The 15,430-nt window shown below is 64.5% G+C and carries 10 protein-coding genes and 1 pseudogene; 9 read left to right on the top strand and 2 right to left on the bottom strand.

What is annotated here, in order from left to right; translation table 11 throughout:
• Positions 1-51: 51 nt before the first annotated feature.
• Genes HND55_06530 through HND55_06515 form a run of 4 tightly spaced genes read left to right on the top strand, consistent with a single transcriptional unit; the run spans position 52 to position 3,431 of the window.
• On the top strand, positions 52-687 hold the full coding sequence (locus HND55_06530) for a penicillin-binding protein activator LpoB (protein QKK02335.1): 636 nt from the start codon (positions 52-54) through the stop codon (positions 685-687).
• An 8-nt stretch (positions 688-695) separates the two neighbouring features.
• Positions 696-2,009: a hypothetical protein gene (locus tag HND55_06525; GenBank protein ID QKK02334.1), complete on the top strand. Its 1,314-nt coding sequence runs from the start codon at positions 696-698 to the stop codon at positions 2,007-2,009.
• A 10-nt stretch (positions 2,010-2,019) separates the two neighbouring features.
• A complete protein-coding gene (locus tag HND55_06520; GenBank protein ID QKK02333.1) occupies positions 2,020-2,532 on the top strand; it encodes a hypothetical protein in 513 nt (170 codons plus the stop codon).
• Entirely contained in the window at positions 2,529-3,431 is a 903-nt protein-coding gene (locus HND55_06515; GenBank protein QKK02332.1) for a hypothetical protein, read from the top strand. Before HND55_06520 ends, HND55_06515 begins: the two co-directional genes overlap by 4 nt.
• Before the next feature lie 2,179 nt (positions 3,432-5,610).
• Here HND55_06515 and HND55_06510 read toward each other — a convergent pair.
• Both HND55_06510 and HND55_06505 read right to left on the bottom strand, forming a co-directional pair.
• Positions 5,611-5,724: pseudogene (locus HND55_06510) on the bottom strand (endoglucanase).
• Positions 5,725-6,769: 1,045 nt separating this feature from the next.
• A complete protein-coding gene (locus tag HND55_06505) occupies positions 6,770-8,419 on the bottom strand; it encodes an amidohydrolase (GenBank protein ID QKK02331.1) in 1,650 nt (549 codons plus the stop codon).
• A 127-nt stretch (positions 8,420-8,546) separates the two neighbouring features.
• Between HND55_06505 and HND55_06500 the strand changes: the two genes are divergently transcribed.
• From HND55_06500 to HND55_06480, 5 genes are read left to right on the top strand one after another with little or no spacing between them, the layout of a single operon-like run.
• On the top strand, positions 8,547-9,377 hold the full coding sequence (locus HND55_06500; GenBank protein ID QKK02330.1) for a UDP-2,3-diacylglucosamine diphosphatase: 831 nt from the start codon (positions 8,547-8,549) through the stop codon (positions 9,375-9,377).
• Positions 9,374-10,483 carry a glycosyltransferase family 1 protein gene (locus HND55_06495; protein QKK02329.1) on the top strand — a complete coding sequence of 370 codons (1,110 nt, stop codon included), beginning with the start codon at positions 9,374-9,376 and terminating at the stop codon, positions 10,481-10,483. The genes HND55_06500 and HND55_06495 overlap by 4 nt, the downstream gene beginning before the upstream one ends.
• Positions 10,429-11,796: an exodeoxyribonuclease VII large subunit gene (locus HND55_06490; GenBank protein ID QKK02328.1), complete on the top strand. Its 1,368-nt coding sequence runs from the start codon at positions 10,429-10,431 to the stop codon at positions 11,794-11,796. Before HND55_06495 ends, HND55_06490 begins: the two co-directional genes overlap by 55 nt.
• A complete protein-coding gene (locus HND55_06485) occupies positions 11,793-12,377 on the top strand; it encodes a YigZ family protein (protein QKK02327.1) in 585 nt (194 codons plus the stop codon). Before HND55_06490 ends, HND55_06485 begins: the two co-directional genes overlap by 4 nt.
• Positions 12,378-12,434: 57 nt before the next feature.
• Positions 12,435-15,398 carry a diguanylate cyclase gene (locus HND55_06480; GenBank protein QKK02326.1) on the top strand — a complete coding sequence of 988 codons (2,964 nt, stop codon included), beginning with the start codon at positions 12,435-12,437 and terminating at the stop codon, positions 15,396-15,398.
• Positions 15,399-15,430 lie beyond the last annotated feature (32 nt).

Below are 15,430 nucleotides of genomic sequence, written 5' to 3'. Positions count from 1 at the left end.
GCATCTGTCGCGATAGCCTTGAGGTCAGGCCAATCACGGCAGCCACCCGCCATGAAACAACTCGCTATCGCCACTGCTCTTGCCGCAATGCTGGCTGGCTGTGCCAGCCCGTCCGGCACCGGCGTCTACAACGCTCCTGGTCGACCAACCCAGTACATCGATCCGGCCACCACCGGCGTAGTCTCCGGCGTCGGCATCGAGTCGCAGGACATCGTCTCGATGTCCGAGGAGATGATGCGCAGCCTCATCAGCAGCGGCGCGCTTGGCAACCACACGACGCCGCCGCGGGTGATCGTCGACGCAGCCTACTTCCACAACGAAAGCTCGCAATTCCTCAACAAGCGGCTGATTGTCGACCGCTTGCGTACCGGCTTGATCCAGGCCAGCCAGGGCCGGGTCATCTTCGTGGCGCGCGAATACGCCGGCATGGTTGAAAAGGAGCGCGACCTGAAACGGCAGGGCGTCGTCGACACCGGCACCCGGGGGATGACGCGCGCACCGGCAGGCGCCGACTATCGGTTGGCCGGCCGCATCAAGACGCTCGACGCCACCGACCGGCGCACCGGAGTCATTCAGCGCTACAACCAGATTACTTTCGAGATGGTGGATCTCGAGTACGGCACCATCGTCTGGTCGGATCAGTTCGAATTCTCCAAGTTTGCCCAGGACGACGCGATCTACCGCTAGGGAGAGCCATGAACATTCGCCATGTAATTTGCATACTTGCCGTTCTTGGCCTGGCTGCATGCGCCACCGGGGGCGGTGGCGCTGGAGGCAATCCGGCTATACGCGACCATCCGGTTGACGAGGAACGGCTGCTTGCATTCACCCGGGGTCGCCCTGCTGACTTTCACAGCTACTACGCCACCGTTCTCAAGCAGGGTGAGCGCAATGCGGTACTCAATTTCCTGCGCCTCGGGCTGGAATTGCTCAAACACGGCGAATTTGCGCACGCCGGAGATGCGCTCGATCAGGCCATTCGCCGCATTGAAACCATTTACGCCGACAATGATCAGGCACGCAAGGCGCGCAGCAAGTTCACCGCCGAATATGTCAAGGATTTCAAGGGCGATCCGTACGAACGGGCGATGGCCTATTTCTACCGCGGGCTGGTCTTCCTGGAGCACGACGACTATGAAAACGCGCGTGCGGCCATGCTCGGCGGCCTGGAACAGGACGCCATGGCCGAGGATGCCGATTACGCCAAGGACTTCTCCCTGTTCTACTACCTGGCTGGCTGGGCATCGCAGTGCAATGGCGACACCGATCTTGCCCGGGATCTGTACGAGCAAGCCTACCTGCTCAACGATCAACTCAGTCCTCCGTCGGCAGACGCCAACCTGCTCTACCTGGCCTTTGTCAACTCCGGTCCGGTCAAGATGCGAACCGGCGAGCACAAGGAAAAACTCTACTACGTGCGCTCCTGGGCGCCAGGCCGGACCGAAGCGACCCGCGATCGTTCCATTGCCCTGGCCGCCAACGACCGTCCGGTGCCCCTGGTGCCGGCCGAGAATATCTATTTCCAGGCAGCCACGCGCGGTGGCCGCGCCGTGGACGTCATCAACGCCGGCAAGGCGGAGTTCAAGGACTCCACCGAGGCCCTCGGTCAGGCCCTGACCACCAGCGGCATCGCCACGATGGCCAGCGCGCGGCGCTCGAACAACACCTTTGATCGCGGCACGGCCAATGTCGGTGCCGGCCTGGCGCTGCTCGGGCTGGTCAGCACCATCGCCTCGAAGCGCACCAAGCCTGCCGCAGATATCCGCTACTGGGACAATCTGCCGGAATTCATTCATGTCGGCACGACCATCAAACAGCCTGACGATGCCGGCCTGGATCGATCCGATCTGCGCATCGCTCTGTTCGACGCACAGGACAACCCGGTCGAGGCCTACACCAACGTCGCGCCATTCACCTACTCCAATCACGTGGGCGACGGCTCCGACTGCGACTGGATCGGTATCGAACCCTACAAGCGCCCACTCCCGACCGAACACGTCAACCGCTGAGGAGATGACGATGAACTGCGCTTTGCTGAGAATTGCCTCACTGCTCCGCGCACTGGCCGCGATCGCGATCGTCGGCCTGATCGCGGCCTGCGCCTCACCCGGAATACCTCACTCCACCCACCCCGAGTGCAACTTCCGCGGCGCGCCGGACGGCGTCACGCCGCGTGGCGACGGCAGCTATCTGTTTCCGCCGGACGGCCGGTCCATGGTGCCACTGCCCCTGTCGACCGTCAGCCTGACCGACTACACGCTGCGCAATCGCATGCTGGTGCAGCAGGTCCAGGGGCGTCGCGACACCAGCGGCAATCTCAGCGTTTTCGTCCGTTACGTCAACTGCACCGACTATCCGATGATCGTGGAGTCGCGCACTCAGTTCCTCGACGCCCAGCAGGCCCCGTCGGAACCCGTGACCGGCTGGAAGCGAACGGTGATGCCGCCCAAATCACTGGGAAACTATCAGGAAGTGTCCGTGCGCCAGCCGCCGCCACACAACTTCATCGTCGAGGTCCGGGAACAGTCATGAACAGGCCCACCACTGTCTGCCTGTTTGGACTGTTGCTCGTACTGGCCGACCCGGCCTCGGCGCAGCACTACCGCGATGGCTACCCAGAGACCCTCAGCAGCGATCAGCCCACGGCCACCTCGGCAGCGGCTGTTTACGATACGGCTGGAATCCAGCGCAACTATGAGGCCAGTGGTCAACCCTCCGTGCTGGTGATGCTCGGGCGCACCCTGGGCTCGGCCACCTCGGAGTGGCAGGCCGATCAGCGCGATGTGACCAGCAACCTCCAGCAGTCCTTTCAGGGGGGCGCATCCAGCACGACACGGCAAACCGGAGTTCGCCAGAGTGAAGACCGTCAGGCGATCAGCGTCAATCTGACCGACGCGCTGCAGCGCTTTCACACCGGCTTCGAGTGGCTGTTCGGCCGGGTCGGCATCCACACGCTGCACTACGACACGGCCGTACGCCGCGCCCAGCAGGAAAACGAGCTGCAGGGCCGGCTCAGCCGAGAAGGCGATCTGCGCAAGAATGAAGCCGATGCCGTACTGAGCTACGCCGAGCTGATGCTCGAGATCGTCTCACTGGGAACGACAAGCATCGAGGGCGTTCCGGTCGAGTCCTTCCAGGCACGCCTGACGCGCATCGACACCAACGAGATCATCGCCCAGTACACCACCCAGCCGCATGAAGCCGCGATTGTCGAGGACAGCTGGCAGGGCGGTGACAACGGCTACGAGCAGGTCACGGAGGTCCACCTGCGCTACCGCGAGCTGGGCCAGGAGGTGGCGTATCGGATGTTCTCGCAGACTTTTGGTCAGCCGCTCAACGTCACACCAGGCAGCCGGCGCATGCAGCCAGCCCAGCCGGCAGCCAACCCGAACCGGCCGCGGCCGCCGCGCCGAAACGGCGGCGGTCAGTGAAGGGTCTGGCCCTCAGTGGCGGCCAGTGGTGGGCCGCCCTGTGGCTGCTGGCGGCCTGCTGCACGGCTCTGGCGCCGGATTCTGCCGGCGCCGACAACCAGCAAGCCGAGCTGACGATCCGGGTGATCGACCGGCAGAACGCTCAACCTGTTGCCCACGCCGATGTCATGGTCGCCGGCAATATGGCGCGCAGCGATGACGACGGGCTGGCCCGTTTCACGGTACCCGCCCAGGCCGACGCACTGAAGCTCAGCGTAGATGCACCGGATTATTTCGTTTATCGGACCACGCTGCCTGCCGCACGGCGATCCACTGCCCTGCCCACTGAAGTGATTGTCAAGCTGCTGCGTTTCGAGCAGGTCCGTTTTCGTTTCCTGTTCTACGACAAGGCCCAATCCTATTTCAGCGGCCTCCCCGTCGCCGCCGACGGCCGGCTGACGCTGGCCGACCATGAGTTTCCGGTGACCCGGGGCCAGGCCCGGGTCGATCTGGATCTCGACAGCTTGCGTTTGCACTCGGCGCTGACCGGAGGCGCAACGCCAATAGCGCAGGTCGAGCTTTCGGGATACCGGCCGAAATCCACGCCGGCACCTATGCTCAGGCCGGACTCCATTGAGATCATGCGCACGATCAGCATACCCGCCAGTGGCGACGCACCCAGGATATGGAACTTTCCGATCGTGCTCGACGCGGATGCGCGCAAAAATGCGCTGCGCCTGATCCTCGAACTGCACGACACCCGCGCCGGTAGCGCCGTGGGACGAACGGCCCAGGTGCGACTGTCCGGTTTCGGACAGCAGACGACCGCTTCGGGTCAGGTGCTTTTCACGCTCAAGCGCGAAGACCTTGTGCGTTTCGCTGATCGTTTCGGTGACCGCATCACCATCGAGGCCAGCGCCTCGGAGTATCGGGATGGCCGCCTCGAACTGCCCATCACCCAACTGCTCGAAGCGCTCGATCGCGGGGAAACGGAACGGTCCGAAATCGTCCCGATGGAACCGGCGCCGACCCGCCCGGCCATGACGCTGCAAGTGCATCCGGCGGTGCAGACTGCAGCCAGAGACCAGGCCATTGCCTGGCAGTATGAATTGACCAACGTCGGCGATGCCGTACTCGAAAACATCGCGCTGGCCGATCCCAACTGCGCCCCGGTCGATGCGATCGCCGGCGATGTCAACGGCAATGACCGACTTGATATCGGTGAGACCTGGTGGCTGGAGTGCGCCAGCGTGGCGCGCCGGAGCTTCTCCGGTGCTGTCCAGGCCGCGGCAACAAGCGATGCCGGTCAGACCATTTCGACTGCCGCGACAGCCAGCCTGGCCGTCAACGACTGCCCGGCCGGTCAGCAAGCGATGCCGGATTTGAAGGGACTGAGCGCGACAGCCGCCATTGCGGCACTCGACAGCCTCGGCGCCAGTGCCCCGATACGCTCTGAAGCAGAAGCCGACGACGTCGCGCCCGATACCGTTATCGGGCAGCAGCCACAGCCCGGAGACTGCATCGATGTTGCCGATGCAAGTATCTGGTTGACCCTGGCCATCGCGCCCGAATCAACCGAGCCGGTCCAGGTTGGGCCGCTGGAAGCCGAGCTCGAGTGTGCCGAGGGCCTGGAGATCACCGCCGGCGCACGCCCGTCGCGCACCTGCTGGCTGAAGGTCCGGAACTGGGCCTTGACGAATGAACACGTCCGGGTTGCAGTAACCCTTCCGGGCGGCACATCGCTGGATGTCTGGCCGATGAACGATGCGGCCTGGCCGCCGAACATGCACAACCCCGGCGTGGCGGATATGCGCTTCAAGGAGCGCTATATCTTTACCCTGTTCTTCAGCGCGCCTGTCACCGCCACGCCCGCCATCGTACCGGTGGATATCAGCGTCAGTCAGGCCGGTCACGGCAGCGTGAATCTGACTCTGGATGTCAGCATTTTGCCGCCGGGCCGCATCCCCAGCCAGGGCTGGGGCATCCGGCCACCGGTGGAGATCGCGGATGGCTCAGGCAGTTTCTGCGTCTGGCGTGCAAAGGCTTTCGGAGACCCGCCGCCCTGTTTTCTGTTCAATATCGCCGCCTGCGGCACAGCAGCCTACGACGGCAATGCGCGCTATGAACGGGTCGGACAAAGCATGACCAAACTCGAAGCCTCGGTGCTGATGAGCCGCCTCAGCCGCTACGGCGGTGATGCCTACGGCTGCCTGGCGGCGCTCGCCGAGCCGGAACCCGAACCTGGACCCGAACCCGAACCCGAGCCCGAACCCGAGCCGGACCCCGAACCCGAAACCGAGCCTGAGCCGGAAACACAGCAAACCTGCCCGGACGGCAGCGTGATCGATGCCGACCAGTCCTGCCCCGAACCGGATGAAGGACCCGGGCTGGACTGCGGCGATTATGGCCCACAGGCCGAACGCTACTGGGACGATAGCGCCCAGGAGTATTTATGCCGCTGCCGGCCGGGCTATTCGTTTCACAGCAGCGACCGCTGTGTGCCTGACGCCGATATCGGACAATGCCTGGACTACCCTGGCACCTATCCCGACAACGGCGTGTGCCAGTGTCTTGAGCCGGACGCGTTCTGGTCGAAGTCGCTGGGCCGCTGCGCCGGCATCGAGGACTGGCCCGAGGAAGAACTGGCCGACTGCAGTCGCTGGCCCGGCACCCTGCCGCTGCCGGACCCGGCCAGCGGCGAACTGGTCTGCACCTGCCCGATTGGTACGGAATGGTCGGACGAGCTGCAGCGATGCGCCACCGCGCCCGAGCGCGATATCGCCGATACCGATTGCTCTCACCGCCCCGGCACCGTGGCCCAGATGGACTATTTCAACAACCGGGTCGTATGCACTTGTCCGGACACCGATGCAAGCTGGGACGCGGATGCCGGAGGCTGCGTTGCCGGAGGCGGCACCGGCCCCGACGGTGGTGGCGCTGTGCCGGTCGGCGATGATCCCGATCCACCGCCGCCCGACGACGTCCAGCCCGGTCAGTGCAACGACCAGGCCAAGAGCGGACACGACAACCCGGTCCGGGTGGAAATACCCATCCGCGGTGAACCATCAGTCGAACTCGTCTACCAGACCTATGGCATCAAGGATCGAGTGCGCGCCTTCATCGACGGCCAGCTCGCCTTCGACAGCGGCTGTGTGGGAACAGGAGGCAATGTCAGCGAGCAGATCAGCCTGCCCGTCAACGCGCAGACCCTCATCATCGATGTCTACCCCAACTGTGAGGGCACCAGCGGTACCGACTGGAACTTCACCGTCAAGTGCGGTGGGTCGTCACCCTGATCGCCGCGCCATTATGGATGGCAGGGCGGTGTACGCTCGCCTCGACCAGCCGAGCGGGTTCGATCAATGGGCCTCATAGACCGTCTGACCGCCCACCACGGTCTGTTCGACCTGGACTCCGGCCAGCTCGTCGGGATCGAGACCAATCGGGTCGCGATCAACGACGATGAAGTCGGCTTGCTTGCCCACTTTCAGGCTGCCCACCTCGGCTTCGGCAAAGCCGGCCCAGGCTGCGTCGAGGGTGAATCCGCGCAGTGCCTGATCGAGCGTCAGCGCCTCCTGCGGCCGCCAGCCACCCGGCGGCAGGCCGTCGCGCTGGCGCGTGACCGCGGCGTGGATGCCCAGCCAGGGGTTGACCGGCTCGACCGGAAAGTCCGAGCCCAGCGCCAGGCGGGTGCCGTGCTCGAGCAGGGTCGCCCAGGCATACGCGCCCTCGAGCCGCGCTTCGCCCAGGCGCTCGCCGGCCCAGCGCATGTCCGAAGTGGCGTGGATCGGCTGCATGCTGGCGATGATGGCATGCTCTGCCAGGCGCGGAATGTCGTCGAGGTGGATGATCTGCGCGTGTTCGATGCGGTGTCGGCCCGGGTTGTCTTCGTGCCGTGCCCGAGCCCGCCCGATGGCGTTGAGGACCTGGCGATTGGCCGCATCGCCAATGGCATGAATGCCAAGCTGCAGGCCGCAGGTCATGGCGCGCTCGACCAGCGCCAGCAGCTCATCATTGGCATGAAACAACAGCCCGCTGTTGCCCGGGTCATCGTCGTAATCGGCAAGCAGTGCGGCACCCCGGCTGCCCAGCGCCCCGTCGGCATAGAGCTTGACCGAGCGAACCGTAAGCCGGTCACCTGCGTGAATGCCGTTGGCGCACAGCCAATCCAGCAGCGCCGCATCACCGTCAGCGAAAGCAGTAATGCGGACAGGCAGTTCACCACGCTCATCCAGACGGCGGTAGAGCCGGTAATCATCAAGGCTGGCGCCCATGTCGTGCACGCCGGTCAGCCCGTGGCGCACCATCTCCCCGAACGCCAGCGCCAGCGCGCGCTCGCGCGTTGCGCGCCCCGGCGCCGGAACCTCGTCCTCAATAAAGCGCATGGCCGTATCGATCAGGATTCCGCTGGGCTGATCGCTGTCATCCCGATGAATGGCTCCACCCTGGGGCTGCCAATCGCCTGAAAGATCGCGGGCTGCCTGCGACAGCGCCGCCGAGTTGGCCCAGCCGGCATGGCCGTCAACACGCACCAGCCAGACCGGTCGATCAGGAAAGGCGGCATCCAGATCGGACGCGGTCGGGAATGCACCGTTCGACCAGCGGGTCTGGTCCCAACCGCGGCCGGTCAGCCAGTCGTCGCCGGACAATGCGGCAGCGTGCTCGCGCAAAATGGCAATGACCGCGTCCACGCTTTCGGCCGGGGTGAGATCGGCCTGCAGGCGCGCCAGACCCAAACCCATCACGTGCCCATGCGCGTCGATCAGCCCGGGCAGCACGCGGCGTCCTCCAACATCGTGCAGCAGTATGTCCGGATCACCGGCCTTGAGGCCTTCGGCATCACCCAGATAAACGATCCGGCCTTGCCCGTCCCAGGCCATGGCAGTGGCCTGCGGTTGCTCGGGATCGAGCGTGAGGATACGGGCATTGACAATACCCTGGACCTCGGCCAGCAGCGGCAGCGGCGCCAGAAGACCGACCAGAAACAGCACGCGAGACGTCCAATGCATCACACAGATTCCCTTAAAAAAGGCGGGCTGACAGTCTCCATGCCTGTCATCGAGTCGTCAAGTATCCGCAACTGCGCTGCAACCGCGGCGACTTACGGTGTGACCAGTCCACTCGAGGATGCCTGGCATGACCGACCGCACCCCGTTCGCCTTCAAGCGCAGTGTACGAACGATCTGGATCTCCGATGTCCACCTCGGATTTCCGGGCTGCAGCGCCGACTACCTGCTCGACTTCATTCGCCAGATGCGCTGCGAAACGCTGTACCTGGTCGGCGATATCGTCGATTTCTGGTACCTCAAGAAAAAGCGCTACTGGCCGCAAAGCCACAGCAACGTCATTCGCTCGATTCTCGGCAAGGCCAAGCATGACACACGCGTCGTTTTCGTGCCCGGCAACCACGACGAGGTCATGCGTCAATACGACGGCATGACCATTGGCAATATCGAGATCATCAACGAAGTCATTCACGAAACGGCCGATGGCCGACGATTCCTGATTCTCCACGGCGACCAATTCGATGCCGCCGTGCTCAACTCGCGCTTTCTGGGCCTGATCGGCTCCAAACTGTACGACGGACTGCTCAAGCTCAACCGACTGGTCAACTGGGTCCGGGCCAGGATGGGGCGCGATCACTGGTCCCTGGCCGCCTATCTCAAGCACCGCGTCAAGAACGCGGTCAAGTTTATTTCCAACTTCGAGGAGGCAGTCAGCCGGGAAGCCAGGGCCAACCACGTTGACGGCTTGATCTGCGGCCACATTCACCGCCCCCAGATCACGATGAACAACGATGCCATCTATCTTAACTGCGGCGACTGGGTCGAAAGCTGTACCGCGCTGATCGAGCATCACGACGGCACCATCGAGCTGGTCCGCTCCAGCGACATGCAGGCGGTCATCAAGCGGCTGCCTGCGCGCCATACCGACACGCTGCCGCCACTCACGGAGCAGGCGGCATGAAGATTCTGCTGGTCACCGACGCCTGGTCGCCCCAGATCAATGGCGTAGTGCGAACACTGGAAAAGACCCGCGACACGCTGCAATCAATGGGCCACGACGTCAGCGTATTATCTCCGGGCGGGCGGACGCTGCCGTGTCCCGGGTATCCCGAAATTCGACTAACGCTGCGTCCGATGAAGCTGGTGCGCGCGGTCTTCCGCCATGGCCCATTCGACGCCATCCACATCGCCACTGAAGGCCCCCTGGGCCTGGCCACCAGGCGCTGGTGCCGAAGACGCGGGCTGCCGTTCACGACCTCCTATCACACCCGCTTTCCGGAATACCTGCGCATGCGCCTGCCGATACCACTGCCGTGGACCTACGCGCTGCTGCGCTGGTTCCACGCTGGCGCCATTCGCACCATGGTGCGCACGCCCACCCAGAAACGACTGCTGCGTGAGCGGGGCTTCGACAATCTGGCCGTCTGGCCGGGCGGCGTGGACACCAGTCTGTTCTGCCCAGGCCCGCGCGATCAGTTCGACCTGCCAAGACCGATCAGCCTGTACATGGGACGCGTCGCACCGGAAAAGAACATCGAGCACTTTCTGGCGCTGGATCTGCCCGGCAGCAAGGTCGTCATCGGCGGCGGCCCGGCCCTGGAACGCCTCAGGCGCCAGTACCCGGACGCGCATTTTCTCGGTTATCTGCACGGCGAGGAGCTGGTAAGTCACGTGCGCTCGGCCGACGTATTCGTTTTTCCCAGCCGCACCGACACGCTCGGACTGGTCATTCTCGAAGCCATGGCCTGTGGCGTGCCGGTCGCGGCCTATCCGGTGCCGGGGCCGCAGGATCTGATCACTGACGGCGGCAACGGCGCCCTCGACGACGATCTGCGCGAAGCGGTGTTTCGTGCGCTGTCTGTGGATGAGTCCAGCTGCATCGAGTTTGCCGCAGGCTTCTCCTGGCACAGCTGCACGCAACGCTTCGTCTCGCTTCTGCAGCCGCTCGACAGCACAATCGGGGAAGGGGGAGATGGCGAACCGGAAGGTACGGCGCCGTATAATGGCGCCCTATGCAGACTGCCCCGCCCGGACCCGAAACCCACGTCTATCGCCCTGCAGAACTGAATCGGGAAGTCCGCCTGCACCTGGAGGCCGGCTTCTCGCGGCTGTGGGTACGCGGCGAGGTCTCGAATCTCGCCCGACCGGCTTCAGGACATCTCTATTTCACGCTCAAGGATGCCCGCGCGCAGCTGCGCTGCGCCCTGTTTCGAAGCCAGGCATCCGGCCTGGCGTTTCAACCGGGCAACGGCAGCGAAATTCTGGTTCGCGGCCGCCTGAGCCTGTATGAACCGCGCGGCGACTATCAGCTGATCGCCGATACGGTGCTCGAGGCCGGAGCAGGTGCCCTGGCTCTGGCATTCGAGGCGCTCAAGCAGAAACTGGCCGCCGAAGGTCTGTTCGATGAAGCAGCCAAGCGGGCGCTGCCGCGCTGGCCGCGCCGCATCAGCGTGGTGACCTCGCCGTCCGGCGCGGCCATCCGCGATATCCTGCAGACGCTGGCACGACGCTGGCCGCACGCGCAGGTCCGCATCTACCCCAGTGCCGTTCAGGGCGAGCAGGCCCCGGCCGAACTGGTTCGCGCCGTCAGGGCCGCCGACCGGCACGCCTTTGGCGAAGTCATCATCCTGGCGCGTGGTGGAGGCTCTCTCGAAGACCTGTGGGCGTTCAACGACGAGGCCCTGGCGCGCACCCTGCACGACCTGGATACACCGGTGGTCACCGGTATCGGCCACGAAACCGACTTCAGCATTGCCGATTTCGTTGCCGATCTGCGCGCACCGACCCCAACCGGCGCAGCGGTGGCAGCCACGCCCGACGGCCCGGGCTTGCGCGAGCAACTGCATCGCACCGACCAGCGCCTGGCCAATGCGGCCCGGCACCAGCTCAGACAAGCCATGCAGCAGCTCGACCACCTTCAGCAACGGCTGTCGGCCCATCATCCGAAGCGGCGTCTGGCTCAGCTCGACGAGCGCTTCGAGACATCACTGCGCCGCGGCCGCGACGCCATGCGCAGGGTTCTGCAGCAAGCCGCCCAGCGCCTGACGGCAACCCGTTCGCGTCTTGAAACCACGCAACCGGCTCGTCGCATCGACCACCTGGAGGACCGGGTTGGCCAGGCCCGGCAGCGGCTGCAGCAGACCATGCGAATCCGGCTTGAACGGGATCTGCAGCGCCTCGATGCGACAACACGGACCCTGCACGGCGTCGGTCCACTGGCGGTTCTGCAGCGAGGCTACGCGGTCGTGCGCGATCCCGACGGACACCCACTGACCCGACCCGATCAGTTCTCGGCCGGCCAGCCCGTCAATCTGCTGATGCACCGATTCGAGATCTCGGCGGAGATTACCGGCGATCCTCAGCCAGGCAAGTTTGAATGAGCCGCACGCTGGCCGGTCCCGTTCGTCATGAGGCAATCATCAAGCGCAGCCGCTTCATCGCCCGGGCCGCACCCTGCCTCGACGAAACCGACGCCCGGACCTTCATCAACCAGGCCAGCGATGTCTCGGCCAGCCATAACTGCTGGGCCTGGAAGGTCGGCCAGCGCTATCGCTTCGACGACGACGGCGAGCCTGGTGGTACCGCCGGCCGGCCGATCCTGCAGGCCATCGATGGCCAGGACATGGACCGTGTTGTTGTCGTGGTGACGCGCCATTTTGGCGGCATCAAGCTCGGCGCCGGCGGTCTGGCGCGGGCCTATGGCGGCACCGCCGCTGAAGTGCTTCGCGCAGCCGACAGCCGAACGCTCGTTCGCCATGTTAGGCTGCGCCTGACGCTGCCGTTCGACTGCGTCGACGCGACACACCAGGCGATGACAGTCCACGGCGCCAGGAAAATAGACGAGACCTACGATGCCGACGGCGCCATCCTGATCATAAGCCTGCCCGAATCGCAGCGCCGCGCCTTCGCCGAGACCGTTCGGGACCACGCCCGCGGACGCGCCCGAATTGCGCGGATCTGACACGGGCGCCCGGACGGCACCATCGAAAACGGAAGAAACGAGACAACCCTGCCGGCCATGACAGTGACGCCCCTGCCCCGCAGCAAGCACCGTCTGCCGATCATGGCCGATATCAGGCGCCTGATTCTTGCCGGCATGCTGCTGTTGTCCGCTTTGCCGGCCTGGACGCAGGGCCCCGAGCGCTTGCTTCGACATTTCATTCATTCAAGCTGGAACAGCCAGGATGGCCTGCCGCAGAATTCGATCAACGGCATGGTTCAGGGTCCGCAAGGCTATCTGTGGCTGGCCACCTTCGACGGGCTGGTGCGCTTTGACGGTACCCGGTTCGAGCGCATGCCGGACACGCACCTTCCAGGCCGCCGGCTGCGCATCGTCGGTCACGGCAGCGACGGCTTCTGGATCAGTGGTGAATTCGGCGGCCTGAGCTGGTCGGACGGACGCATCATCAAGCGGGTGCCGATCGAGACCCACGGCATCACCAGCAGAGTGGCCGCGGCAACCGCCAGCGACGACGGACTCTGGGTAGGCGCCCTCGACGGCCTCTACCACATCGATGACTCTGGCCGCGTAAGCAGTTGGCGTGCAGAAGACGGGCTCCCTGCAGAGGCGGTATGGACCTTGAGTCATCTACCAGATGGACGCCTGTTTATCGGCACCGTGAGGGGGCTGGTTGTGGCCAGGCAGGGCGATCCCGATGACGGGCTGACCCGTATCGAGCATTTCATTGCCCGGGACATGATTTATGCACTCGAACCCGATGGCGCCGGTGGCATTTACGCCGCCGGAGAACGGGGATTGCTCCATATCGATTCCAGCAACCGGCCGCGGGCAATCCCGGTCTCCCGCCACGCCGACAGTTCGGTACGCAGCGTGATGGTAGACCAGGACAGGGCAATCTGGGCCGGAGTGGTGGGCGAAGGTCTGGTACGCATCACCGGCAGCACCCGGGAGACGTTCGGAGCGGAGCATGGACTGCTGGGCGACCGCTTTACCTCGCTCTACGAGGATCGGGAGAGAAACCTCTGGTACGGCACGAACGGCGACGGTCTCGGCCAGCTGCGTCGGGGCAAGGTCGTTGCCTTCGGTGACCGCCAGTGGGGCATGAGCACGCGGGCAGTGACCAGCATCATCGCGGATCCAGGCGATGACGGTTTGTGGCTGGGATTCAACTGCGAGGGACTGGGTCACTTTGATGAGCAACGGCTGCAGCGCATCTACGATCACCGGGATGGCCTGGCCAACCAGTGTGTGTACAGCCTGCTGGCAACCCGTTCGGGCCAGCTGCTCGTTGGCACCCACGGTGGGGGCATCTTCCGCCTCGATGGCGGGCAGTTCAAGCCCGTCGCGCTGCCCAGAGAGCATCAAACCGTGCTGGCGCTGTACCAGCAGTCCGACGACACCATCTGGGCCGGCGGCGACAGGGGATTGTTGCGCTACGATCAGCTGCAGGGACAGTTTGTCGCTGTTGACGACACCGCCGACTGGCATGTTCAGTTCATTACCGAGGACGAACACGGGCTGCTTTGGATCGGGACCATACAGGGCGTTTTCCACGGGCTGCCAGAACACGGATTCCGGCAACGGTTTGGCGGCCGGGTCGGGCATGTGCGGGCGGTTTATCCCGATGGTGACGGACATATCTGGATCGGTTCCTATGGCCGTGGTCTGTTTCGTTTCGACGGCCGGAAGCTGTTCCGGTTCGGACCGGAACACGGATTCGGGGACTCTGTCGTCTCCCGCATCATCGCCGATGACAGCGGTCACTTCTGGCTGACCGGCAACCGCGGCATTCACGGCCTGGTCGTCGAACAGCTGCACGCCGTCGCCGAAGGTCGCCGGCAGCACCTTGACGTTGTGTCCATGGATACCCGTGACGGCATGCTCAGCGCCGAGACCAGCGGCGGCGGTCAGCCGGCCGGGATGCGCGGCACCGACGGCCACATCTGGGTTCCGACCATCAACGGAATCGTCCGCTTTCATCCCGAGGAAATCAATCGCAATCCGGTCAAGCCACCGGTCGTGATCGAACGGGTGGTCATTGACGGCCATTCCATGCCGCCCGACGAATTACCCGTTCTGCCAGCCGATGCGCGCAACATCGAGATCCACTACACCGGCCTGAGCCTTGCGGTGCCCGAGCGGGTCCGTTTCCGGTATCGCCTGGGCAAAGCCGCCCCATGGACCGATGCCGGCAATCGGCGCGTCGCCTATTTCACCGCGATTCCGGGCGGTGAACACGTCTTCCAGGTCATCGCCGCCAACAATGACGGGCTCTGGAACGAACAGGGTGCCAGCATACAACTGCGCGCTGCTGCACCATTCCACCAGACCATCTGGTTTCCGTTTTCTGTCGCCGCAGCAGCCACACTCTTTGCGTCCCTGCTCTGGGGTATTCGGATGCGGGCCGCACACCGGCGGGAAAGTGAGCTGGCCAGGGTGGTGCACCAGCGAACCGAAGCGCTTGAAGAAGCGAACCGAAAGCTGCATTCGCAGGCCCGAATGGACGGTTTGACCGGTATTGCCAACCGGCGCTACCTCGAAGAGACCCTCCAGCGCGAATGGGGCCGGGCCCGGCGGCACAGCGAGCCCCTCTCCCTGATCGTCATTGATATCGATCACTTCAAGGAATACAACGACGTTCATGGCCATCTCAAAGGCGACGACTGCCTGCGTCAGGTGGTCGAGGTGATCGCCGGATGCCTGGCGCGGGCGACCGACTTTGTCGCGCGCTATGGCGGCGAGGAATTCGTCGCGGTGCTTCCCAATACCGAAACGGCTGGCGCCCGAATCGTGGCCGGACAGATGATCAACGCCGTCGTGGCGAGCGCCATTGCGCATGGGGCCTCAAAAGTCTGCCAACACGTAACCGTTTCGGCCGGCGTGGCAGGGACCGACACCTTTGACAGCGCCAACGCCGCGACCGAATTGCTCAACGCCGCCGATACCGCGCTTTTCCAGGCCAAGAGGTCCGGCCGCAATGCGGTGTGCGTGGCTGACCACGACGTGCCTGATTCCAGCTGATATCTTCCGCGCCGGAACCGGTCTGGCTACCT

This window comes from Pseudomonadota bacterium, from assembly GCA_013285445.1.
Lineage (GTDB): Bacteria > Pseudomonadota > Gammaproteobacteria > Xanthomonadales > Wenzhouxiangellaceae > Wenzhouxiangella.
This window is presented reverse-complemented; position numbering and strand designations above follow the sequence as displayed.